21 protein-coding genes are annotated in these 24,448 nt (G+C 47.2%); 7 read left to right on the top strand and 14 right to left on the bottom strand.

Annotated features, from left to right (window positions below):
• Positions 1 to 16: 16 nt before the first annotated feature.
• From H6F73_RS02345 to H6F73_RS02355, 3 genes are all read right to left on the bottom strand, one after another.
• Positions 17 to 583 carry an FHA domain-containing protein gene (locus H6F73_RS02345; protein ID WP_190757215.1) on the bottom strand — a complete coding sequence of 189 codons (567 nt, stop codon included), beginning with the start codon at positions 581 to 583 and terminating at the stop codon, positions 17 to 19.
• A 152-nt stretch (positions 584 to 735) separates the two neighbouring features.
• Positions 736 to 2,049, bottom strand: coding sequence for a cytochrome P450 (locus tag H6F73_RS02350; protein ID WP_190757216.1), 1,314 nt, complete (start codon positions 2,047 to 2,049; stop codon positions 736 to 738).
• Between the two features lie 694 nt (positions 2,050 to 2,743).
• On the bottom strand, positions 2,744 to 3,592 hold the full coding sequence (locus H6F73_RS02355; RefSeq protein WP_190757217.1) for a prohibitin family protein: 849 nt from the start codon (positions 3,590 to 3,592) through the stop codon (positions 2,744 to 2,746).
• 371 nt (positions 3,593 to 3,963) lie between these two features.
• Here H6F73_RS02355 and nfi point away from each other — a divergent pair, with 371 nt between their 5' ends.
• Positions 3,964 to 4,623, top strand: a complete 660-nt coding sequence (gene nfi / locus H6F73_RS02360; protein ID WP_190757218.1) for a deoxyribonuclease V — start codon at positions 3,964 to 3,966, stop codon at positions 4,621 to 4,623.
• Between the two features lie 217 nt (positions 4,624 to 4,840).
• The gene (locus H6F73_RS02365) at positions 4,841 to 7,036 is read left to right on the top strand and encodes a tetratricopeptide repeat protein (protein ID WP_190757219.1); all 2,196 of its coding nucleotides are present in this window, start codon (positions 4,841 to 4,843) and stop codon (positions 7,034 to 7,036) included.
• A gap of 85 nt (positions 7,037 to 7,121) precedes the next feature.
• Here the strand turns inward: H6F73_RS02365 and H6F73_RS02370 are convergent, their stop codons facing one another.
• From H6F73_RS02370 to glyS, 6 genes are all read right to left on the bottom strand, one after another.
• Complete coding sequence (locus H6F73_RS02370; protein WP_190757220.1) at positions 7,122 to 7,331, bottom strand: hypothetical protein; 210 nt, start codon at positions 7,329 to 7,331, stop codon at positions 7,122 to 7,124.
• 198 nt (positions 7,332 to 7,529) lie between these two features.
• Entirely contained in the window at positions 7,530 to 8,768 is a 1,239-nt protein-coding gene (locus H6F73_RS02375; RefSeq protein ID WP_190757221.1) for an MFS transporter, read from the bottom strand.
• Between the two features lie 101 nt (positions 8,769 to 8,869).
• Entirely contained in the window at positions 8,870 to 10,042 is a 1,173-nt protein-coding gene (gene moeB / locus H6F73_RS02380) for a molybdopterin-synthase adenylyltransferase MoeB (protein ID WP_190757222.1), read from the bottom strand.
• A 71-nt stretch (positions 10,043 to 10,113) separates the two neighbouring features.
• Positions 10,114 to 10,590 carry a M67 family metallopeptidase gene (locus H6F73_RS02385; RefSeq protein ID WP_190757223.1) on the bottom strand — a complete coding sequence of 159 codons (477 nt, stop codon included), beginning with the start codon at positions 10,588 to 10,590 and terminating at the stop codon, positions 10,114 to 10,116.
• A gap of 57 nt (positions 10,591 to 10,647) precedes the next feature.
• Positions 10,648 to 12,015, bottom strand: coding sequence for a UDP-N-acetylmuramoyl-L-alanine--D-glutamate ligase (gene murD, locus H6F73_RS02390; RefSeq protein ID WP_190757224.1), 1,368 nt, complete (start codon positions 12,013 to 12,015; stop codon positions 10,648 to 10,650).
• 489 nt (positions 12,016 to 12,504) lie between these two features.
• Entirely contained in the window at positions 12,505 to 14,670 is a 2,166-nt protein-coding gene (gene glyS, locus H6F73_RS02395) for a glycine--tRNA ligase subunit beta (protein WP_190757225.1), read from the bottom strand.
• 697 nt (positions 14,671 to 15,367) lie between these two features.
• Here glyS and H6F73_RS02400 point away from each other — a divergent pair.
• Both H6F73_RS02400 and H6F73_RS02405 read left to right on the top strand, forming a co-directional pair.
• Complete coding sequence (locus H6F73_RS02400; protein ID WP_190757226.1) at positions 15,368 to 15,838, top strand: tetratricopeptide repeat protein; 471 nt, start codon at positions 15,368 to 15,370, stop codon at positions 15,836 to 15,838.
• 132 nt (positions 15,839 to 15,970) lie between these two features.
• Positions 15,971 to 16,255: a DUF2470 domain-containing protein gene (locus tag H6F73_RS02405; protein WP_190757227.1), complete on the top strand. Its 285-nt coding sequence runs from the start codon at positions 15,971 to 15,973 to the stop codon at positions 16,253 to 16,255.
• A gap of 150 nt (positions 16,256 to 16,405) precedes the next feature.
• Here the strand turns inward: H6F73_RS02405 and H6F73_RS02410 are convergent, their stop codons facing one another.
• The 4 genes from H6F73_RS02410 to H6F73_RS02425 all read right to left on the bottom strand — a co-directional run bounded on the left by H6F73_RS02410 (position 16,406) and on the right by H6F73_RS02425 (position 19,536).
• Complete coding sequence (locus tag H6F73_RS02410) at positions 16,406 to 16,849, bottom strand: hypothetical protein (protein ID WP_190757228.1); 444 nt, start codon at positions 16,847 to 16,849, stop codon at positions 16,406 to 16,408.
• An 89-nt stretch (positions 16,850 to 16,938) separates the two neighbouring features.
• Positions 16,939 to 17,280: a 2Fe-2S iron-sulfur cluster-binding protein gene (locus H6F73_RS02415; RefSeq protein ID WP_190757229.1), complete on the bottom strand. Its 342-nt coding sequence runs from the start codon at positions 17,278 to 17,280 to the stop codon at positions 16,939 to 16,941.
• 165 nt (positions 17,281 to 17,445) lie between these two features.
• Positions 17,446 to 18,957 (bottom strand): FAD-dependent oxidoreductase, encoded by a 1,512-nt coding sequence (locus H6F73_RS02420; protein ID WP_190757230.1) that lies wholly within the window; start codon positions 18,955 to 18,957, stop codon positions 17,446 to 17,448.
• 105 nt (positions 18,958 to 19,062) lie between these two features.
• Positions 19,063 to 19,536 (bottom strand): GUN4 domain-containing protein, encoded by a 474-nt coding sequence (locus H6F73_RS02425; RefSeq protein ID WP_190757231.1) that lies wholly within the window; start codon positions 19,534 to 19,536, stop codon positions 19,063 to 19,065.
• Between the two features lie 79 nt (positions 19,537 to 19,615).
• Between H6F73_RS02425 and H6F73_RS02430 the strand changes: the two genes are divergently transcribed.
• Together H6F73_RS02430 and H6F73_RS02435 are read left to right on the top strand one after the other, a co-directional pair.
• Complete coding sequence (locus tag H6F73_RS02430) at positions 19,616 to 19,810, top strand: hypothetical protein (protein WP_190757232.1); 195 nt, start codon at positions 19,616 to 19,618, stop codon at positions 19,808 to 19,810.
• 215 nt (positions 19,811 to 20,025) lie between these two features.
• Positions 20,026 to 21,048 (top strand): WD40 repeat domain-containing protein, encoded by a 1,023-nt coding sequence (locus H6F73_RS02435; protein ID WP_199330377.1) that lies wholly within the window; start codon positions 20,026 to 20,028, stop codon positions 21,046 to 21,048.
• Positions 21,049 to 21,218: 170 nt separating this feature from the next.
• Here H6F73_RS02435 and H6F73_RS02440 read toward each other — a convergent pair whose 3' ends face one another.
• The gene (locus tag H6F73_RS02440; RefSeq protein WP_190757233.1) at positions 21,219 to 22,523 is read right to left on the bottom strand and encodes a pitrilysin family protein; all 1,305 of its coding nucleotides are present in this window, start codon (positions 22,521 to 22,523) and stop codon (positions 21,219 to 21,221) included.
• A 367-nt stretch (positions 22,524 to 22,890) separates the two neighbouring features.
• Here H6F73_RS02440 and crtD point away from each other — a divergent pair, with 367 nt between their 5' ends.
• On the top strand, positions 22,891 to 24,447 hold the full coding sequence (crtD, locus tag H6F73_RS02445) for a C-3',4' desaturase CrtD (protein WP_190757234.1): 1,557 nt from the start codon (positions 22,891 to 22,893) through the stop codon (positions 24,445 to 24,447).
• The last annotated feature ends 1 nt before the right edge of the window (position 24,448 follow it).

Raw genomic sequence — 24,448 nt, forward strand, 5'->3', positions numbered from 1 at the left:
CCATGCCCGCTAAGTATCAGTTAGGCATAACAACACTAACCGCTGCTGCCAGGGAAGTGCCACACCAAGGACAGCCCAAGTCTAGCCGTTCGTAGGGGGAAATGCGGTGGCAACAGGGACACTCTAAACCGTAACTAGCGTTTGGGGGGACAGTGGGAGAAATTGCAGGTTTAACCGGCTTTGCGGGTGAGTGAAATGCTGGAATTGCTGCCGGTGGAGAGGCGATAACTGTCGGCGCAACGCCGGAAGTTGTCACAGATACGGTAACAACGTTGAGTTCCACTTCGCCTAAGAGAATTCTGCTGTCTGGGTGGAGAGGCAGTTCTCCCACAGTTAGCCGGTGTCCATCAACAGCGGGTGGATTTGTATCGCGAAGGTTCCGCAATGAAAAGTTATTTTGCTGCCGGTTAAAAAAGATTTCGACGTGCAGCCCTGATACGGTTGGATGCGTCAATACGATATCACACCGGCTGGGGTCGCGACCGATACGGACGGTTCCCGGATGTTTGCTAGGCTGTTGGTCTTGGATTGTTTGGGATCTGGGCTGACCGGCTTCTAACCACTCTAAAATTAGTTGATTCATCTCTCCTCCGCAGCGCTCTTTTCTGTTGTAGCATCCCGCTGGAATCAACTATTAATATTATTCAACTTTATAAGCCGGTCTTTAATATCTTGACATTGAGACTTGTTACATCTAATTACACTTGTTTTAAGCAAACCTGCATTTCCTGCGAATTATAGCCGTTGAAATCGCACCCGCAAGCCATCTTTCGGACGCCGTGTGGGAACCTCAACGGTTTCTAAACTTTGATCGGGTAACAATTCCCATTGATACTGTCGTAATAATTGCGCGGCAACGATTTTCATCTCCATCTTGGCGAAGGCAATGCCGATACAAACTCTTGGCCCACCACCAAATCCGACTAAACTAAAGGGTTGTTTTTTATGTTCTTGCCGGCTGGGACTGAAGCGATCTGGATCAAATCGGGTGGGTTCGGGGTAAATCTCTGGCAGGTTGTGAGTCATTTTGATCGAGTACAGTGCCAGCCATCCAGCCGGCACATAATAACCATTAAACTCAAAGGGTTTCACCACGCCGCGAAACCCACCCCCAACCGGCGGATGCAAGCGTTCCACCTCTAGCAGAATTTGCTCTAAATAGGGCATTTGCCCTAATTGTTCTAAATTCACCGGCCCTTTTTCTGCTAGCGTTTGCTGTTCGTTTCTGGCGCGTTCTAATATTTCTGGATGCCGGCCTAACTCCAGACACAACCAAGTAAGCATCGACGTGGTGGTTTCATGGCCGGCAAACAGCATCAGCATCGCTTGGGCAGTCAATTCTTTCAGGCTAAGACTGTTGCCTTCCTCATCCCTAGCTTGTAATAACAAGCTAAGTACATCGTTTGTTGGGTTTTGCTGCCGTTGCCGCACAACTGTGGTGATGTGTTGCAGCAGTTGGTTTCGCGCGGCAACCGATTTACCAAACTGTGTCACCGGCAAGCGCACCGGAAACAGGGAAAATAAACCCATTGTCAGGGTAGAAAATAGCTGGCTGAGTCTAGCGACTTCAGGGCCGGCACTTGCACCCAGCAGCAACTCACTGGCAATGTCAAAAGTTAGCTGTTTAAATTCTTCAAACCAGCGGAACTCTTTTTGCTGTTCCCATTGCTGGAGATAGCGCTGCGTAATCGATTCCATCGTAGTCAGATAGCTAGTCAGCGCTGGGCCATGTAATGCCGGCATCATCAGTCGCCGGTTGCGCCGGTGTTCTTCGCCATCTTGAACAAACAGCGACTCCCCCAACAAAATTTTAAACGTCTCAGGCCAGCCTTCTCGCCAGGAAAAATGCTCGGCATGACTGGCTAAGAGAAATTCATTCGCTTCTGGGCCGATCATAAATACAGCCGGTTTGCCCAGGAAGCGAGTTTTAAAAATTGGCCCATACTGGGCGTAGCGTTTCTGAAGATAATCCCGGTCAAAAAGAAATTGCAGAGTTTGACCGATTCCAGGCAAACCCATCTCGCCTGGAGGAAGTCGATTGCTGTGCATAGGTCAACGATTAACCAATTGACCCAGCCTACCAGGTTCAGTGCCGGCTTGCACCCCCAACCCCTCAAACATAAAACCCCATCTGGCACGGAGGGCGCAAATGGGGCAAAGAACGCAGTTAGGAGGTATCTTATGATTTATAGTTAGCCACAGAAATCTGGCTTTTCCGGAAGATTTAACAAGTTCTTAAACTCTGCGTTAACTTTTCAGCGGGTTTTCGGCAAAATAGCGGTAATTTAGCTGATCGCATCATGGCCGGCTATTTTGAACAAAACGAAGTCTTTTGCAGTTTGTACTAGATTTGCCGGCACATCCCCTAACTATTTTTATTATCTTTTATTAAAGATGTACTAATTTAAAATTATATCTCCTCATCTATCCTGCTAGTTTTTAAAGCCGGCAGTACATCCATAAGATAGTTATTGCAAAATTTGATTTTTTAACCCCCAATGCACGCAGATAATATTAACATCTTAATGCAAAAATTTGCATAAATTTACTATATTTAATAGCAAATTATTTACAAATATCAGTAATGGCTACGCTATTTTATTATAATTTTTTATGACCCTCTTTATAGCGATTAGCTATTAGCTTTTCTATTGATTTATCTTTCATTTTTAACCAACAAAAGAATACTGAAAAAACAACATCAAGCTAATAGCTAATAACCTTTATCTCATCATAATAAAACTTACTGAGCGGGAGCCACCGGCGCGGAACCAGATGACAAGTTTGACGGATTAAGATTGATAAAAGGCAGAGTGTTGCTGCCACCCATCACCATTGGAAACTGGCCATTCCATTTCTCAATCGCTTGCTGTTGAAGCAACTCAGCGGATATCGTTTGCCGCTGCAAGCGCTGCGCCTCAGCTTGTCCTCTAGCACGGTTAATTTCTGCTTGGGCTTCTTTTTCAGCTCTTAAAGCAGTAAAATCTGCGCGTTTGGCGTCTTGCTCGGCAATTTGTTTGGATTCAATTGCTTTGGCAAATTCCGGAGAAAAAGATATATCCACCAAAGACACATCATCAACTAAAATTCCGTAAGCGGCGAGACGTTCTTTGAGTGCAGTGTCAATTTCTTGTTTGAGTTCTGTGCGCTGGGTAATAATTTCTTCTGCGGTTTTTTTTGCCGTTGCTGCTTTGACCACTTCAGACACGGCGGGCGCAATAATCCGATTCAAAAGGTCGGTTTCATCACCGATGCGTTGGTAAACTTCATTCACCCGCTTGGGGTCAATATGCCAGTTGACGGCAACCAGTGTTTTTACGTCTTGCAAGTCTTTAGAAGCTGCTTCTGACTCGACATCGCTTTTTTGCACCTTAACGCTGATTGCTTTAACCGTGTTCACAATCGGCACAATCGGGTGAATACCTTCATCCAAAACATTGGGCAGAACTTTGCCAAACTGCATCACAACACCCCGTTGCCCCGAATTCACAATGACAAAAGGTTTGAATAAGATTGCCGCCAAGACGAGGACGATTCCGCCGACAAGGTAAGGAATAAGGTTGGGGTTGTAAAGAAATTTTGCATCTTTCATGGTTCGCTCGCCTCAAGAATTTGATGATACTGAATTGTACTGCTAGGACTGAGAGAGTGGGACAAATTTAGATTGTGCCGGCTTTGATGTTTCTGAAAAAAAAATATCCTAAATTTTACGGCAAATCCCATGCTGATTATCAAGTTTAGGAATAACGCCGTCTCCTGACAAAGCTTGCCAATCCTTTATCGCAAACGTCGTCGGTGCGGTTTAAGGAAGTTGATGTTATGCGCGGCGACTAGCGCTCAAGTTGCCGACAAGCTCGATTTGCTTGGAGGATGCCATCAGGTTGATCGTAATACTAGCAATCCCTCTTTTATCATGCTGGAGAGTAAAAATGATAGGTGTCAGCCTGAATATAATATAAGAAAATGAAGATTAACCGGACTCACACTTGGCCTCAGACGACTCAGGAGGCTATCGCAATTCAACAGCAACTGCGATCTGAGGTGATTGCAGAAGATCGGCTGGGGGAGGTGCGCTATGTTGCCGGTGTGGATGTGGGTTATGATATCGCCAACTCGATGACGCGGGCGGCTGTGGCGGTTTTGAGTTTTCCAGACTTGCAGTTGCACTCCTCAGCAATTGCTTTGCAACCAACAACTTTTCCTTACATTCCAGGGTTTCTTTCGTTTCGGGAAGTGCCGGCAATTTTGGATGCGTTAGAAACGCTGACTGTCACACCTGACTTGTTGCTGTGTGATGGGCAAGGATTAGCCCATCCTCGCCGCTTTGGTTTGGCTTGTCATTTGGGCGTTTTGGCAAATATCCCGGCAATTGGAGTAGCAAAGACGCGGTTTATTGGAGAACATGATCAGGTGCCGGCGGATCGGGGCAGTTGGCAACTGTTGCGACATCAGGGTGAAGTGATTGGGGCGGTGCTGAGAACTCGTGCTGGTGTTAAGCCGATCTATGTCTCAACCGGCCATCAAATTTCCTTGACAAGTGCAATTGATTATGTAATGCGCTGCACTCTCAAGTACCGACTCCCAGAGACAACTCGTTTGGCAGATCGGCTGGCATCGGGATAAACAGCTTTTGTGTTGGGATGAAATAGCATAGTTTTGGGAATTCTTTTTTTAACCACAGATGAGTTATCCCAAGTTTATTTGAGAGGAAATACTTTGGATGATTTCTTAGCTGTGCTTAATCAGGGAAAATCTAACTATTAATTTCACAATTTAAAACATAAAAAGGCAATCAACAGTCTTTACAATTGTCAGTAAATGTAATGCAGGGGTGTGACAGATGCTAAGGCGAATTTGGCACCGGCTCGTGAGGTTATTTCAGCGGTTGTTGGGCGTCTTTAGAAAGTCGTCACCGGCATCGGCAGGTGCAGCAGTCGCGCCGGCACTAATAATTCAACCCCTGAGTGAGGCAGAGTATGAACACTATTTCCTGCAACTGCTGGAAGGGGTGAATCAGGGCTGGGAGTCAGTGCGGGTTGTCAGGTTTTTTGAAGGGCTGAGTGCTCGCGCTACGACTCAAGAATGGGTGCTGTGGCTACGTCGCTTTGGCGCAAGTTTGGAAGCGTCGCCCGTGCCGAATTATGAATTAGGATGCCGGTTGCTGCAATTGAGCGAAAAAGCCAGAGAAATTCCCGCTATCGCAGAAATTGGCGAAAATTCTTACCAAATCGGCACTAAACTCCTCGAAAAACCCGCTGAAAAACAACCGCCTTTTGAAGAAAAGCTAGATGTTGATTTATCCGCACTCGACAATCCGGAATCTTCAGAAGACGCGGATGCGTGGTTTAAGCTTGGCGTAGAGCAACTAGAAGCCGAGGATAGTGAAGCCGCCCTTGCTGCCTTTAACCGCACACTCAAACTTGATGCCAGCCACCACCGCGCTTGGGTAAACCGAGGCAATGCGCTGTTTAACTTAGAGCGTCTTGAAGAAGCCCTCGACTCCTATGATCATGCCATCACCATTAACCCGGAATCTCGCGTTGCTTGGAATCACCGGGGCGATGTGCTGTTTGATTTAAATCGTTATGAAGAAGCGATTACCAGTTGGGATCGAACTCTGGCGCTGAAACCCGACGATGCTGAAACTTGGTACAATCGCGGGCTGGCGCTAGGGAGTTTGAGCCGGTGGGAGGAAGCCGTTGCTAGTTGGAAGAAAGCTTTAGAATTAAACCCCGACGATCCTGAAACTTGGTTTAATTACGGCATCGGGCTGACGGGTTTGCAGCGTTGGGAAGAAGCGATTAGTTGCTGGGATAAAGTTTTAGAATTGCAACCCAATCTCCACGATGCCTGGATTAATAAAGGCATGGCGTTGCAGCAGTTAGGGCTATATGCGGAGGCAGTGGAAGCTAATAATCAAGCCATTGCCCTGAGTTCCCCAAATCGCAACCTTCAGGTTAAGCCGGCTAGCAGTGAGGGGGAAGCAGCGGCTTTATACAATCAGGGTGTTGAGCAATATTATGCCGGTAATATCAATACAGCCTTAAGTTTATTTAACAGTGCCCTAGAAATTCAACCAAACTACTATGATGCCTGGAATGGGAAAGGAAATGTTCTTAGAGATTTAGGGGAAATTGATGCAGCGCTTGATAGTTATAACCGCGCCCTGGCAATTCAACCCAATTACCATTTTGGTTGGAATGGTAAGGGGGTGACGCTGTTTTATTTAGGGCGTCCTGAAGAAGCCTTGGAGTGTTTTGATCGGGCGCTAAACATTCAACCAGACTATCACTTTGCCTGGAATGCAAAGGGTAATGTGCTTAGAGATTTAGAGCGGATTGAAGAAGCACTTTACTGCTTTAATCGGGCGCTGGAAATTCAACCGAATTTTCATGCAGCCTGGAATAACAAGGGTGCGATGCTTTCTGAGTTGGGGCGCATTGAAGAAGCGTTGGAATGCTTTAACCGTGCTTTGGATATTCAACCAAAAGATAGCGTTGCTTTGAATGGTAAGGGAAACGCACTTTTTGAATTAGGGCGCTATGAAGAAGCGCTGGAAGGCTTTAACTGCTCACTCGACATTCAACCGAATTTCCATATTACTTGGAATGAGCGCAGCACTACGCTTAGAGCATTGGGGCGCGATGAGGAAGCACTTGCCGGCTACAATCGGGCGATTGATATTAATCCTGATTATGAGCCGGCTTGGTATAACCGGGGAATTGTGCTAAACAATTTAGGGCGCTATGAAGAGGCAATTGTAAGTTTGGATAAGGCTTTGGAATTGAAACCAGACTTTCGAGATGCTTGGATTCGCAAGGGGGAGGCGCTTCGCAATTTAGGGCGATATCCGGAGGCAATTGAGGCGAATAATCAGGCGATCTCGCTTTATTCTGATATGCCGGCGGCAAAAACGACTTCTCGCGAGTTTTCCCCTTTAATCAAAAGCCATTTAGAAGAACTTACCCAAAATCCAGACAATTCTTCGCCGGCAGCCCCCGATCAAACCAACCACACGAATGTAGAGAAAGAGTGAGAAAGTAAAAAATTCTACAAGCAGATACGAACAGTTTTGTAAGCGGCCAAATCAATTGAACCTATTACAAAACTATTCCAAAATTTTATCTTTCACGAAAGCTTTCTAACGAGGCAATCCGTTCTGATAATCCTTCTAATTGAGCAGTCATTTCCATCTCCTCCCGGCAATGGTAAGCGGTTCGCTCACAAATTCTTCGAGAACGAGAGGGGCGTGTGCTGCTGCCTTCCCAAGGCATTTGTAGGGGAGATTCCCCTCCTTGATGCCTGTTGAATTCCATTATTGGGCCGAGCATTGTTGTCTCCTTTAGGTATGTCCTTGGGGAGCCGGCGCGGCATTGCCGGCACCTTGCTCCCCATTTTTATAATTCCCAACTTTGAAATTAAATTAGTATTGCTGTAAAATAGCTTAATAACCAGCGGGGATCGAGCAAAACAGCATTGAATTGTCTATCTTAGAAGTTAACATAAATAGCTTCGTATAAAATCTAAATCTAGGCAGATTGTGCCGGCTGCATTTTGATGGTAACGGCGATACAAACCCCGGCAGCAATGAACACAATTGTACCTTTAATTGCAGCAGAAACAGGCGTTATTTCGCTTAATTGACCAAAAATGATGGGGAATAAACTCACTGCGGTTCCTATCCCGCTAAAGTATATTCCTACTCCCAATCCCGCCCGATGTGCCGGCACTTGAGACAAGGCAAAGGGAATTGCCCCGTTGTTTACTAAACTTAAAAAAGCAATCAATATGATTGCACTGCCAATGAGAGGTAAACCACTAGGTAAAAATACCGCTAGCATTAGCAAACACAGCGCTGTTCCCGCAACTCCTATCAGCATTCCTCGCCGATTACCGAGTTGAACCGCTATTTTTCCCGCCGGCACTGCGGCTAAGGCTAAAAGTATGGAAAAAGCAAAGATAATTGACTTGATACCGGCAGCATTAAACTGAATTTTGAGCAGCTTTGGCAGCAGCGACATGAGGAAACTTGAACCCCATGCAACAAAGATGCCGGTGCCAAAAATTAAGGCTAAAGCAGCAATCGAAACGGGTGTTGTGGAACCGGCCTCCTGTTTGTTATCCTCTACGGGTGTAGCTGGGGGATGAAGCGAACGCAGCACCGCGACTGCCGCCAGCAAAACTAAAGAGCCAATAGTGAAGGTAACAGGCGCACCTAAACTCAGCAAAAACTCGCTTGAAATCGGCCCAAACGCTGCAATTATCCCGCCGGCTAACGTCAGCAAACTCGCGGCTTGGGGTAACTCTGGCACCGCTGCATACTGCCGCAACAGCGCCAGCGCCGGCGCACGAAATACAGTCATCGCCAGCGCCCAGGCTACCAAAAATGCCGGTAGAAGTAATCTAAAAACACTATCTGGCTTGACAAATATTGCAAAACACGGGATTGCAATAAACAAAGCCGAGGATAGGATAACCCCCAAAGAGATAAGCGGAAACCGCGTTCCCACCCAGCGCTTCCTGTGATCAGACAGTCCCCCCATTAGCGGTTCCATCACCACAGCCAGGGCGCTTTCAACAATCAGCAGCGTTGCGGCAAGTCCTGCGGGAAAACCAAAGCCGGTTAGCAGTTTCGGCAAATACAGCTTGTAAATCACCCAAGTCAGGGTAATTGCGCCCTGCAGCGCCGCTAAACCCAAAACTTGCCGCCATAAAATAAACCGGCGATCCGCTGAAGTGACTGCCGGTTGAGAGTCTGAGCTGTTCATAAGCTTTTGTTTTCCGTTGCCGGTGGCTAGGGACTAGGGGCTAGGGAATAGGGGAAGCGTTCGCGGACTACAACAGTTGCGAACTGCTCCCACCCCCGTGTTTAATACTCTGGAACGGAAGGATCGATTTCTCGACTCCAAGCAGTAATCCCGCCTTTGACATTCGTTCCTTCAATGCCGGCTTCCTTCAAAATGCCCAGCGCCTTTGCAGAACGTCCACCCATCTTGCAGTGAGCGATCAGCCGGTGGCCGTTGAGTAATTCCTTGACCTTCTCGACACCTTCGCCGCGTTCAATATCCGGCAAGGGCACCAAAACCGATCCTGGAATCTTAGCAATCTCATACTCATTAGGATTGCGGACATCCACCAGCACAAAGTCACTCGCGCCACTCTCAATAAGTTGCTTGAGTTCCGCCACCGTCATCTCAGAAACTTCCATCTGTTGTTTAGCCTCCTCTGCTTTGGCTTGAGTCACACCGCAGAAAAATTCGTAATCGATTAATTTATCAATTACAGGGCGCACAGGATTTGGACGCAGTTTCAGTTCCCGGAACTTCATATCCAAAGCGTTAAACAACAGCAGCCGTCCGCTGAGAGTTGACCCTTGTTTCAGGATAATTTTGATCGTTTCTGTTGCTTGGATAACGCCGATAATTCCTGGCAGAATTCCTAAAACGCCGCCTTCAGCACAGGAAGGCACCATTCCCGGTGGTGGGGGTTCGGGGTAAAGATCGCGGTAGTTAGGGCCACCTTCGTAGTTAAAGACGGTTGCCTGTCCCTCGAAGCGATAGATGGAACCGTAAACGTTTGGCTTATTGAGCAACACGCACGCATCGTTGACTAAATACCGGGTGGGGAAGTTATCGGTGCCATCCACCACGATATCGTAAGGCTTCATGATATCCAGCGCGTTCTCGGATGAGAGGCGGGTTTCGTACAAGTCAACTTGGCAATTGGGGTTAATTTCCAAAATCCGGTTTTTGGCGGATTCGATTTTAGGTTTGCCCACCCAAGAGGTGCCGTGAATAACTTGCCGTTGCAAATTAGAACTGTCTACGATATCGAAGTCTACAATGCCAATTCGTCCAACACCGGCAGCTGCCAGATAGAGTAACAGCGGCGCACCGAGTCCGCCGGTGCCAATGCACAGCACGCTGGCGGCTTTCAGACGCTTTTGCCCTTCTAGTCCGACTTCGGGCAAGATGAGGTGGCGTGAGTAGCGTTCGTATTCGTCTTTTGTCAGCTGGATCTCATCCAGATTCGGGTTTAACATGGCAGTCGGTAGTGAGAAGACTAATATCTTATCTAAATCTTTCGGATCTTTGTGTTGTGCGGTTTTTAAAGTTATTGTTCAACCTCTGTAGGTTCGCTGGTGAGTATTTCTTCTGCCTGGAACTGGTGAGCATCATCAAGGCTCCAGCTCTGTAGGTCTTGGGCTTTGCCTTGTTGAACAGAGACAATCATATATGAATATTGTGGCCAAGCATATTGACGATCGCACTCAGAGGGAATGGCGGGGTTGTCGGGGTGGGAGTGATAGATGCCAATAATTGCCAGATCGAGGTTACGTGCTTTGCGTTGCGCCTCGAACATAAATTGAGGAGAAATTTCATACCGGCGCTTTTTGGTAAATTCGTCCTCAGCAGATACCGCTAGTGATGCTTCTGCACTCCAAGCATTTTCTGCCGGCCACACTTCCACCAAAATTTTACCGCCATCTATGAGCCGGCCAACGAGCAAGCCGCAGCACTCCTCCGGATAAGCACTCATCCCATGATTGCAGATAACTTGAAGATGCTCTGGATGCACAGTTAGAACCATAAAGGTAGAGTTTTGGATAGTAATAGAATCTCTCTCATTTTGAACACAAGAAAACTATTATTCCCTGGGGATTTGCATCACTTCCAGACACATTTGGCGGAAATGATCACCGCGTTGCTCAAAATTTTGATACTGATCAAAACTCGCACAAGCCGGCGAAAGCAAAACAACTTTAGCTCCTAATTGTGCGGCTAATTCAGCAGCCCTAGGAACCGCACGTTCCATCGTTTCTACAATTTCGTAACGCGGATGATGAATTTCCTCCAAGCGTTTGCCAAACGCACCGGCAGCGCTACCAATAAGCAAAACGGCTGCGGCTTTTGTTTGAATTATTTTCATCCAGCCGTTATCATCACCGGCTTTCGCTTCTCCCCCAGCGATTAAAATTGCTGGTGCTTGAACAGAAGATAGCCCAACTTGAGCGGCGTCGTAATTGGTGGCTTTACTGTCATTGATAAAGTCAACCCCATTAAACGTGCAAATATGTTCCAGCCGGTGAGAAACGCCGGGGAAAGTGGCAATGGCGCGGGCAATGGCTTCTTTTTCAATGCCGGCTAAACGCGCTGCCGCCACCGCCATGAGCAAATTTTGCAGGTTGTGTTCCCCAACCATTCGCAGCGAGGCTGCCGGCAACACAGGTTCACCCAGCGCCACAACCCAGCCATCTTCAATGTATGCTGACCAGCTAGAATCGCTGATAAATTCGGCTTGACCTTTAACACTTGTCCAGCAAATGTTTGGCCAGCGTTGCGGGGTATTTTGACGCAGGTAAGGATCGTCTCCGTTGATTACTTGCTGCTGAGATTGGTTGAGGAGATGAGCTTTGATATTGAAGTAATTTTCTAAAGTTTTATGCCGGCTAAGGTGATCCGGGGTAAACGTTGTCCAAACTCCAATGCGAGGCGCAATTGACGGGGAAGATTCGATTTGATAGCTGCTGAGTTCGGCAATCACCCAGTCGGGGGGCGTTTCTTGCAAAGCCAATTCGCAGGCGGCGTAACCGATGTTGCCACAGGCGGGGGCGTTGAAACCGGCTGCTTGGAAAATAGCGGCAATCAGGGCGGTTGTGGTGGTTTTGCCGTTAGTGCCGGTGATCGCCACCCAGGGGGACGGGAGATAGCGCCAAGCGAGTTCCATCTCGCCAATGGTTTCGATGCCGAGTTCTCTGGCGCGGACTAATGCCGGTGCATCCCAAGGTACGCCGGGACTGACAACAACAAGTTGAGGCCGGTTGTCTGGGTTATCTGGGTCAAAAGAATAGCCCAGCAGCACCGGAATTCCATCAGGCGCAAGCTGCTGTTGCTGTTCTTGCAGAATTTCAGAGTTACTGCGATCGCTCACCGTCACCTGCCAACCTTCCCGTTTTAGCAGTCGTGCGGCAGCAATTCCCGATTTTCCAAGTCCGATGACGTGAGCGATGGGCATAGCTAGTTTAAGGATTTCCCTGATTGAGTAAACTTTATCTTACCGTCCAGATAGCAAACAAAACCACCAAGATTCCACAGAGAAATTCCATCTGTGATGATTGTGGGAAGGAGCCGAGATCCGGGCATTAGAAGCTTTCTTATCTCAGAATCTGCTAAAGAATCGGCACAATATCAAAATGATGTCAGCAAACTTTCAAGAAATGCGTCTTTCCAGATTTGCTATCTTCTCATGCAACTGGACAATTTCTTTCGCTAAAGTAGCCACAAGATAAAACTGAGAACAAAATGTTATCAAGGTTAATACACTCAAGAAAATTAACACAGCGCTAGTCCCAACAAGTTGCCACAAGATAATTGCCATCGAGCCGAGAAAGAGAGTACACAATAAAGTTACGACTCTTGGATTCTTGGACAAGGTTCGCATATCTTTTAGACTCATCTTTCTCCACCTTTTTAGAACATTAAGAAACGGTATAGAAAACTTGCCTTAGCCTTTGACGATAGCGCCAAAATCTGCTAAAACGCGAGCGTGATTTCGCAGTAATCCTAACAAATTTAATCGATTACCCCGGATGTCTAAATTTTCATCCATCACTAATACACTTTCAGGGCCATCAAAGAAGGTGCTGACGGTGGGTGTAATCGCAGCGATGGCATTTACAAGCTGTTGGTAATTGCGTGTTTCTTGAGAGGCTTTTGTTTCTGGAACGAGCTGATTGATTGCATCATAAAAAGTTTGCTCAGTGGGTTTTTGGAAAAGTTCTGGACGGACAACAGGTGCCGGCTCCAGTTGGGCAGTATCTAAAATACCTTGCTTGGCAAGACGGGCGGAACGATTAACCGTTTCATAAATTTCATCCAGCTTGCCGTTGTTCCGAATCTCTTGGAGGAAAAGGGCACGATCTCGCACATCTAATAAATCTGTTAATGCCCTTTCGGTATATTCTGGGTCATTTTCTCCCAAAACTGCATTCACCAAGTCGTAATCGATTCCTCGTTCTTCTTGCAATAAAGTGCGGATGCGCTGAATGAAGAATTCTTGCAGTTGTTCGATTAATTCTGATGGCGAAGCTTTGGGATGATCGGCAGCAAAATTACTAGCGGTTTGTTCTAGCAATTGCTGCAAATTGATCGTTAAATCGGCTGTCCAAGTAATGTTAATAATGCCATTGGCAGCGCGGCGCAGGGCAAAGGGATCTGAGGAGCCGGTGGGCAGCATTCCTAAGCCAAAAATGCTAACTAATGTATCGAGCCGGTCTGCGATTCCGACTGTTTGACCTGTGAGGGTTTCCGGTAAAATATCGTTAGCGCCTCTGGGCAAATAATGTTCAAAAATGGCTTTGGCAACTGCTTCAGATTCGCCACCGGCACGGGCGTATTTTTCCCCGATAATTCCTTGCAATTCCGGAAATTCATAGACCATTTGGGTGACAAGGTCGGCTTTACACAGCAAAGCAGCCCGTTGAATATGGCTGCATTCATCTTCTGTGAGTTCCAGTTGTTCGGCAATTAAATCAGCTATCTTGCTAAACCGCTCAACTTTATAGCGCACTGAACCCAAATCTTCTTGGAAGGTGACGGTTTCTAGTTGGGGTACATAGCTTTCTAACGGTTCGGCTAGGTCGCTTTTATAGAAAAACTGACCATCTGCTAATCTTGCCCGAATCACGCGTTCGTTGCCGGTGGCGATGATGTCTGATTTCGCAGGATCTCCGTTAGAAATTGTGATGAAATAGGGCAGTAATTCAGTAGAATCCTTGCTTTTCAACACCGGAAAATAACGCTGATGTGTGACCATAACAGTGGTGATCACTTCCGCCGGCAGGATTAAAAAGTCATCATCAAATTTTCCGGTAACTGCTGTTGGCCATTCAACTAAATTAGTGACTTCCTGCAATAAATTCGGGGAAATCTCTGCTTCTCCCCCGACTTTTTGAGCGGCTGCTTCTACTTGCTCTTGGATTTTAGCAACCCGCTGATTTGGATCAACTTCCACGTATGCAGAACGCAAGCATTCGACGTAATCACTTGCTTGGGTAATTTCAATTTTGCCTTTGTTCTCTGGGGAGGCGTGCAAAACTCTGTGACCCCAGGAGATCCGATCACTTTTCACCGGCTGCGAATTGTTCACCAATTCAATCGGCAAGACGACCTCATCCAAGAGTGCCACCAACCAACGAATCGGGCGCGGAAATCTTAAATCTCCATCTGCCCAGCGCATCAGGCGTTTGCCTTCTAAACTGGTAATCCACTGCAAAGCTAGTTCCTTGAGAATGTCTGCTGTGGGGCGTCCGGGGATGCTTTTGCGGACAAACACAAAATCGCCTTTTTCCGTGGGGCGAACTTCCAAGGCATCGAGTTCTACACCTTGCTTTTTGGCAAATCCTGCGGCTGCCGGCGTCGGTTTGCCATCTTTAAAGGCTGCGGCTGCCGGCGGCCCTTTAACCTCTTCTTCTCGGTCTGCTTGTTGTGCCGGCAGTCCTTTTATCAATACGGCTAAGCGCCGGGGTGTTGCATATACATCAATCGAATCATTTGTCAAGAAATGTTCACTGAGACTGGCAGGAATGCGCGATTGCCACTGCTCAATGGCATTACTGACAAAGGTTGCGGGCAATTCTTCTGTACCGACTTCTAATAAAAATGCTGGCATAGCGCACGATTTCAGGAATGCAAGATGTTTGAGGGATTGTAGAGGTAGCATCACCGGCAAACCGCGTCAGCAAGGAAGGGTTTGTGGGGTGTGCGAGGTAAATAGAATCCGCCTGCGGGAACAGCCGGTTAAAACAGTTTACCGCGTTGGGATGTTTCTCATCTAAACCTGTTCAAAGTTGCACGGCAATCGTTAAGCTGTTAAAACGCAAAGGTGTCAGCGGGGGAAAAAGTGTCGGCCTCCTAAAGCTAGAATTTAGAAGTCGGTGCTTTCTCTTTCAAGGTGTGCGATTCCCAGGAAGTGAAACACGTGTTTCGACGCGTGCAAAAGACTTGGATAAGGGGAACCTCCTATTTTGCTGCCTGTAAAATCCTAGGGAAGAATACTTGAGCGTAGTTTTAAAATCATACTGATTGAGACCGGCTGCCGGTGATCGCGGCAGGCTAGAAATTATGGCTTCCCTATCGGAACATAAAAACAACAAAAAATCCTGACTGAATTCATTTTCGTTTTAGTGAAACTATATTGGATGTCACCGCAGTTTTAGCTTGTCTGGATTACCAAACCATGAAATGACATTTTGTTTTACAAATCCCAGCCAGTCTCGGCGGAATTACCTGACTGAACTAATTTTAAACTAGGGTTCAGCATCCAATCAATCTGCTCTAATAGAACATTTTCTAAAAAACACACCTCCATGAATGAATCATCTATCGATCAGTTACTTGAAGACTTGAAAAATCCTGATGAACAGATTCGGGATCAAGCCACCCAAGAATTCTGGCATCGCTGGTTTATGCAAAAGGGAATGTATGGGTGGGAACTACTTCAACGCAGTCAAAAGTTAGTTGAAGCGGGACAAATCTCTGAAGCGGAAGATTTACTTACAGACTTGATTGGCGATCAGCCTGATTTTGCAGAAGCTTGGAACCGGCGGGCTGTGCTTTACTATATGCAAGGGCATTACAAGCAGTCTATCAGCGATTGCCGGCAAGTGATAAAGCTCAACCCCATTCATTTTGGCGCACTCCACGGTTTGGGATTATGTTATGCAGCTTTAGGAGATTATCCAACCGCGATTCAAGCATTTCGACAAGCGCTAGAAATTCAGCCTCACGCGCTGATTAATCAAAAGTTGATTTTGGAATGCACCGCGCGATTGAGTTAATCTTGTATTCTGCCGGCGATTGGCTCTATTGTATGATTTTATTGCCGGCAGCGCAAATTTAATAATTCTGATTATACCCTTTTGTAAAAGTTGTTTTGAATGGTAAAATTGTTTAATAAAAGGACTTTTTTGATGTCTGAACAAATCACGCCCGAAATAAGCAAACGTATTTGCGCCCACATGAACGAAGATCATGCAAATGCTGTTGTTCTCTATGCTCAAGCATTTGGCGGTTCTCCAGAAGCGACAGCGGCAGAAATGGTTTCAATTGATCCGCATGGCATGAATTTAACCGCACAAGTCAATGATGCGTCTGTGCCGGTGCGAGTTGAGTTTGATCACGTTTTAGAAAGTGCTGAAGACGCTCACCATACTCTCATTGAAATGGTTAAACAGGCACGAGCAAAATCAAAATAGTTGAAGATGCCGGTGATTCTTCTACATCTCAAACGAAGCTCAAGCGAATCACCGGCAACCTTGATTTCTAAAATTAAGTTTTGACTGCGAAACTCTCTATTTCTTTACTTCTCTTTGTTTTAAAAACTATAAAAATCCCTAATTTTGCTCTTAAATCTCAAAACTTGAACTTGCTTTAGAACGATCAAGTCCTTGCTTTATCCAGTGAATACACTCAGATTCTGTTGCAAAAATTTTGGGTGCTGCAACATTATTTAAGCTATCAGGTTTATAATGATCGTAAAAATATTTATCGGCTAGTTTGTAAACAATAATTAAATTATCTTGATAAGTATATCGAGATTTAAAATAATCAATTTTACTTTTTACATCTGAGTTGTTCTCAAGATGTTCTTTGGCAACCTCAACAATACTCTCAATGCTATTAGAATAGATGCCGGCAGGATTTTGAAATTTATGAAATTGACCTTTGTATCCCAATTCCGAAAGTAAGGTGTAGGAGTAGATCGCTTGTCCATCAGCCATCCCAAAAACAAACGGGATAATTAGATGTCCTTGGTATGAAACTGAGTTCTCGTATAATAATCGATTCATTTCCACTTTCCCCGTTTCTCTCCTCACTTCAATTTTTTATTCAAAAAATCGCGTCCATTCTAAAATTAAAATTGCTAAAACTTACAACATCACTCAACTGACTCTTTATCGGCTTTATAATAAAGAGACGCTTTATATAAAACTTGTTCTTGGTGAGTTTCCAGGGTGCAATCTGAAAGGGGATACGCCACACAAGTAATCGTATAACCGGCTTCTATTTCGGATGGACGCAAAAACTTTTGCTCACCTTGATCAACTTTACCACTGATCAATTTTGCAACACAGGCAGAACATTCCCCTTGTTTGCATCCAGCCGGCAAACGGATGCCGGCGTCTTCAGCCATATCCAAGATGTATTGATCGTCTGGTACAGAAATCGTGCGATCAAGTTTGAGTGCGGGATTGACAAGCCGGACTTGATAAACTGCCATTTCAGTAAAACATCTGAACAAGGTATCTCTTTTCCAGCATAACGCTCAAATGCCACAAGTGCAGCTAGCTGATTTGCTTAAGAAATTGTAAATCTGAAGTCGAGTCATCTGGAAGCAATTTTAACTACATTCCCATCACTTCTACGGGGGTGAGTTTGATTAGTTCTATGGTAGCCAAAAGTTGGGTAAAAAAGTCTGACCAAAATCCCGCACCGTCTTATTAAAAGTTCGAGCAAACTGAATGTGCGGTTCATCAACTTCCACCGGCACAATTTTTGCCTCAGTTCCAGTGCCAAACTTATCTATCACCAAATTAGCCGCTTCTAACCCGGTTACATAGGCTTTTTCCTGTGACCACGAACCGTGACGAGTGACAACCCAATCTCCACTCATAAACACATTATCAAAACTTGTGCGTGCCGGCAGCAAATACTGATAACTCCCCGGAAAGAAATGAGTCACGGCTTGTCGCAACCGAATGGCACTGCTATCAATCACCTTCGCCTCAGCAAATTCCGGAATACAAGTCGTTAAATACTGCTGCACTCTCGACACAATTTCTTCATCACTCAGTGATAAAAATTGATTAGCATGGTAAAAATCTGCCTCAATAACTGTTCCCGGCTCATCCCGAAACTCATCATGCAGTGCATTCAAATCAAAAAACGTCCAACCTGTCGTTGTATCGAAACCAAAGCAAGCATTTGAAGGACGAGGAATGTGAATTTTGCGGTCAAACCATAGCCGAGTTGCTAATACATCAATTGCATTTAAATTGCTAAGATTTTGAAATTCCGGGCGGCTTTGTAAAGTACGGCTGCCGGCAACAATCTTTTTCATGCCGGTGATGCCAACTGAAAAAATAACCGCATCCGCTTCAAATACCTCATCGCCGCAAACCACACCCGTGACATTGCCGGCATCATCAACCTTGAGATCACTCACCCGCCGCTCAGTCAGTATCCGCCCACCGGCACCCTCAATGCGCTCACACCAAGGGCGAAAAATCTTTTCTCCCACCGTTCCTCGGCACCACACCACATCAAAATCAGGTTGGTGAGCCAAAATGAAGTAATAAAGCATTCCCAGGGCAGCAGCAGCCGAACATTGCTCTCCTGGCGCAAATAAACCCACCAACAGCATCGGTTCAAACGAATCGTGATAAAGTCTGGCAGAAACCCCAAACTGCTTAAACAATTCGCGGGCAGTTACGGCATCGTAACGCCGCCAAGCCTCATCCGAATTGTCAAAATCCACCACCGCGTACAGTAACGGCAGCGCCGAAAGCCGGTCAACCAGGGGCAACCGCTTAAACTGCGTATAGAGAAAAGTTCCTAGGGGCGTCGGCAGTCGCGGTTCATTTTGGAAAATCGGAGACTCAACCTCTAAACCTGCCGGCGAATATTGGGCGGAACGAGTCCAAGGCGTAAAAGGATCTAGCCCTAATTCCTCAACCAGACTAAAAATATTTTTGTAGGGATACCAAAAACCGTGAATGCCGGCTTCCACAGAACGCCCACCGGCAGTCTTCCAGCCGGCAACCAATCCCCCCGGATAAGCACCGGCTTCCAGCAGCGTCACATCATAACCTTGTCTGGCTAAATGGTAACTTGCCCCCAAACCCGCCCAGCCGGCACCCACGACAACAACCCGTGGCGTTTGTGATTCCCCTGACATAGTGATCCTCCCGATTCTTTGTTCAGGATCTCACTATTTGGGCGATTCAGCATTTGAAAATGCAAAACTTAAGTTTTCCAACAAGCTTCAATCAGGCAGCCGGTGCTAACAAATTTGACATTCCGCAACTCGATGGGCAAGTGCAGCATAATTCGCCTCAACCCATCTCGTCCAACGCTTGTAGCCAACCCCACCCGATGGCAAATGGCCGGCAGGTGCGGCAAGATCGAAACGACGTTCAGAATAATCTAACCAGCAATCAAAAACTCGCCATCCCACGAGATCGCCTAATTTTCCGAAATCTTCTCCCACCTCAAAATAGATCCGCGTTTGCACACTAAAGCCAAAATGTCCGTTACTGTATTTCACCCATAACTCGTCAACAATATTCAAGTCTTCGCAGGGAAAATTTTTCAGACATTCAGAATTGCACCAGCCTTCTAATTCTCGACCGGCAGCCTTCAACATCACCGCACTCGTCTCTAAATCCGCTGCTTTCCAATCTCCAGCAGCCAGCAAGTCACGCAGCACAGCATAGTCAGTCTCAACGGCACAGATCAGTTCATCTTGCTTCAGCATCTCAAGCACCCTCCTGTTGTAGTTGCACCCGTATCTCTATCGCAGACTCTTTGGAATTTTATGCACGATTAGGGGTTAAGTGTCAGATATTTTTGACACCAACAAAACCTTTTATCCTGCAAAACCGGCAGATTGTGCCGGCGTTGAACTCCTATCATTCCCAAAAACCGACCTAACATTCTTCTTTTGGCATCAAAACTATCACTTTTACCGCGATGGCTCACCGGCATTGTGGTATTTTGCAGAAATCCCGCCCGGTATTCTACGCTTGTAATTCAATACTTTTCTAGAATTTTCTCCCCTTGCATCTAAAATCGAAAGTGTAAAATGTAGAACTGGGTTTGCTTGAGCAGGAAGGGTGTTCTGGGCGTTTCGGGTGGCGGGAAAGCACTATTTCATCCCTCACATTTCCCATAATGCTCTTGTCAAACAGCTTCCTCGTTAGAAGATATATAGAGATTTCTGCTACTTCTCTGGGCTAATCAACTCATGACTTTAAAGCAAACGTCCTGGAATCGTGTCATCGCCTTGGCAGTCACAGCAACCGCGATCGCCACTCTCGCCCCCACACTCAAATCAATATCCGCACCGGCAACCGTCCGGGACGCCACCCCAACCACCGCACAAAACACCCCATTACTGCGAACCTTTGGAGACAAAGCCTTTGCAGTGTTTGGCGTTGCCTTCAGTCCGGATGGGCAAGTGGTGGCCAGCGGCAGTATTGAGGACACCATCAAGCTGTGGAACGCCAACACCGGCGAATTGCGCTACACCCTTGCCGTGCATTTAGGGGATATCAATTCTGTTGCCACCAGTCCTGATGGAGAAATACTCGCCAGTGGCAGTGACGATACAACTGTCAACCTCTGGAATTTAAAAACCGGCCAATTGCGCCGCACTCTGTTTCGGCATACCGAGTCGGTGGAATCCGTCGCCATTAGCCCCGATGGCCAGATTCTTGCCAGCGGCAGTTGGGACAACACCATTATCCTGTGGAACCTGCAAACCGGCGGCTACATCCGCACCTTATCTGGACACACAGATGGCGTTAATAGCGTCGCTTTTAGCCCCGATGGCAGAACGCTTGCCAGTGGGGGCATTGACAGAACCGTGAGATTGTGGGAAGTGGGAACCGGCAGCTTGCTAGACACCTTCACCGGCCATTCAGACTGGGTGAGTTCCGTCGTCTTCAGCCGCGATGGCCGCACTTTAGCCAGTGGCAGCTTTGATAAAACAATCAAACTGTGGGATGTCAATGATCGCCGACTGCTCAATACCCTTACAGGTCATAGCTTTGCCGTTCATGCGATCGCGATCAGTCCTGATGGCCGCACCTTAGCGAGTGGCAGCGATGATACAACGGTCAAGCTGTGGAATTTGCGAAACGGCAGACTGGTGCGTACCTTAAGCGATCATACAAAAACCGTTTTTGCCCTTGCCTTCAGCCCCGATGGCCGCACCTTAGCGAGTGGCAGCAATGACAATACCCTAAAAATTTGGCAGGTGCCCTAGTGAGGCATGGGGTAAGGCTGCATTAACCACAACGGTAGGGGCATGGTGAATAAATAACAGAAAATACTCTTCCCATGCCCCTACCTTTAGGTTGGCGAAGCCTTGACCCTACCTTTAGGTTGGCGAAGCCTTGACCCATGCCCCATGCCCCATGCCCCATTCCCCATGCCCTAAACACTCGGTCGCAGCACCACAACGCCATAGGCATCTGGGGATAAGTAACGCTGCGCTGTCTGTTGCAAATCCGCTGCTTCGAGGGCTTGAATTCGGGAGGGATAAGTGAGTGCCGGCGCGAGTTCTCCCACCATAGAACGGTAGTAGCCATACAAGCCGGCGCGATCGCTGGGGGTTTCATTCCCAAAAATAAACCGATTTGCCACTTGGGTACGAACGCGAGCGATTTCTGCCTCTGTGGTTAATTCGGTTTGCATTTTGCGGATGTGATCCGCAATCGCTGCTTCCACCGGCTCTAAATTTTCCACCGGCAACTGCGCTGAAATATAAAACAACCCTTGCAGCCGGTGCGTCATATTGCTGGCAGAAATATGAGAAACCAATGCCCGTTCTTCGCGCAATTCTTGAACCAGCCGCGATGTGCGTCCATGTCCTAAAATTGTTGCCAATACATCCAGCCCATAAGTTTCCTGCAGCCGCTCAAGTCCTGGCACCCGCCAAACCATCACTAACCGCGCTTGCTGCAAGCTTTCATCTATAAACTCTTGACGGACGATACTTGTAAAAGCCGGTTCTTCTGAAGGGAGAATTGATTCTGAGTTTTGAGTCTTGATTTCACCGTCACGCTGGCTGAATGCTTCTGTGAAGCCGGCTCCCACAATCTCAATTAATTCTTCCACCGGCAGATTGCCCACTGCCACCGCTGTCATCGCGGAGGGTTGATAGTGGCTGCGGTGAAAATCACGCATCTGCTGGGGTTTGAGCTGTTCGATCACAGATGCCGGCCCTAACACAGGACGCCGGTAAGGTAGCACCTCAAATGCCGTCTCCATTGAGCGGTAATAGGTGCGCCGGCGGGGATTATCTTCTGATCGGCGAATTTCTTCGAGCACCACAAATCGCTCTCGCTCAAACGCCTCATCCGGAATGCTGGGATTAATCGCCACATCCATTTGCAGCGGTGCCAGTTCCGCAAAATCTTGAGGGGCGCTGGTGATGTAGAAGTGGGTGTAATCTTGGCTGGTTGCGGCGTTGGTGACAGCCCCTCTTTCCTCGATGCGGCGCTCAAATTCACCGCTTTGCAGTTTTTGAGTGCCCTTAAACACCATGTGTTCTAAAAAATGGGCCATGCCATTAATCGCATTTGACTCAACGGCAGAGCCAACGTTAACCCATAAGCTGAGGTTAACTGCATCAACGGGTATTTGTTCTGCAATGATCGTCAACCCGTTAGGCATCTGGTGCAGCGTGGGGGCGTTGAGACGAGGGACAACAGAAGACTTGAGTAGGGTTGAAGTCATGAATTACTTTAGCTTAGTGATTCTCAAGTAGGGCAGGCTTAGTGATTCCTACTCATATCTTAATAATTATTTACGGGTATTGTCGGTTAAGCCGGCCACCTTATCAACTTATCATGCCATTTTTGCATTAGCCCGTTGGGAAAGGCTGTGATCCAGGTTAGTGAACAAACCGCAGTCCTTCTGTAAATGACACAACATCATTTTTTTTGTTTCAGGCTGCATATCACTCGCTCAAGAGGAAAAATCTTATATCGAGGTCATTTAATCACGGCATCTGGACAGGGAAAGCCGCGCATCGCATCGCCTATTCAAAACAAATGATCTAAAATTATGAATAATTGTATTAAGAAATGTAAAGTATTCGTTTATGGGAAGCGCCCGCGCAACGTTCAGCAAGTCCCGTGTGATTATCGTCGGTGCCGGCATTGGGGGTTTGACAGCCGGCGCACTGCTAGCCAAGCGAGGCTATTCAGTGCTGATTTTAGACCAAGCGATTGTACCGGGCGGATGCGCTTCCACCTTTAAGCGGCGCGGCTTTACGTTTGATGTGGGCGCGACTCAGGTTGCCGGTTTAGAACCGGGTGGCATTCATCACCGCATTTTTTCAGAATTAGAGGTTGAAGTGCCGGCGGCGATTCCCTGCGATCCGGCTTGTGCAGTATTTTTACCAGGGGAAACCGAACCGATTAAGGTTTGGCGCGATCCAGAAAAATGGAAAGCGGAACGCAATCGGCAGTTTCCCGGCAGCGAACCCTTATGGCAGCTATTTGCAACGTTATTCCGCGCTAGCTGGGCATTTCAAGCCCGTGAGCCGGTTTTGCCCCCCCGTAACCTCTGGGATTTGTGGCAGCTAGCCAAAGCAGTGCGTCTGGATACGTTGATCACGGTTCCGTTTACGTTATGGACGGTGGGGGATGCGCTGCGCTTTTATGGATTAGCGGATAACCTGCGCCTCAGAACATTTTTAGATTTACAACTGAAGCTTTATTCCCAAGTCGATGCAGAGGAAACCGCATTACTTTATGCGGCAACCGCTTTAAGCGTTTCTCAAGAACCTCAAGGTTTGTATCACCTGAAAGGCAGTATGCAGGTGTTAAGCGATCGCTTGGTGGAAGCCCTGGAAAAGTACGGTGGTAAGCTGTTGATGCGCCACACGGTTGAACAGATTCATGTAGAAAGTTCAGGCGTTTCAGGTGTTGCGATTCGCAATCAAAAAACAGGAGAAGTTTGGACAGAACCGGCTGATCTGGTTGTGGCAAATGTGCCGGTACAAAATCTAGTGAAATTGTTGCACTCTGAGAAAGGGCAAATAGAGAATAAAGAACAGCGAATGCCGGCAGTTAACATCCCTGGCTACCGCAATCGCGTGGAAAAACTGCCACCGGCATCGGGTGCGTTTGTAGTGTATTTAGGCGTAAAAGATAGCGCAATTCCTTCTGGATGCCCTCCACACTTGCAATTTCTCTACGATTATGATGGCGAAATTGGGGAGAATAATTCTTTATTTGTCTCAGTCAGTCATCCTGGGGATGGACGTGCGCCGGCAGGTTGTGCCACGATTACAGCTTCTTCGTTTACGGATACGCGAATTTGGTCGAATTCTACCGATTATGAAGCGCTGAAAGAACGTTACACAGAGGCAGCGATCGCACGTCTTCGCTCATATTTCAACCTGACGTCGGCAACCATTGTTTATCAAGAAGCTGCGACGCCGCGCACATTTGAGCGGTTTACAGGGCGTGATCGCGGCGTTGTTGGCGGAATTGGTCAGCGAGTGCCGACTTTTGGCCCATTTGGGTTTGCAACTCGGACGCCGGTGAAGCATCTTTGGCTGGTGGGAGATTCAACACATCCAGGGGAAGGGACTGCCGGTGTCAGTTATTCGGCACTTACAGCAGTCCGGCAATTAGTAAACACACGGTGAC

It is taken from the genome of Microcoleus sp. FACHB-68, from assembly GCF_014695715.1.
GTDB lineage: Bacteria > Cyanobacteriota > Cyanobacteriia > Cyanobacteriales > Oscillatoriaceae > FACHB-68.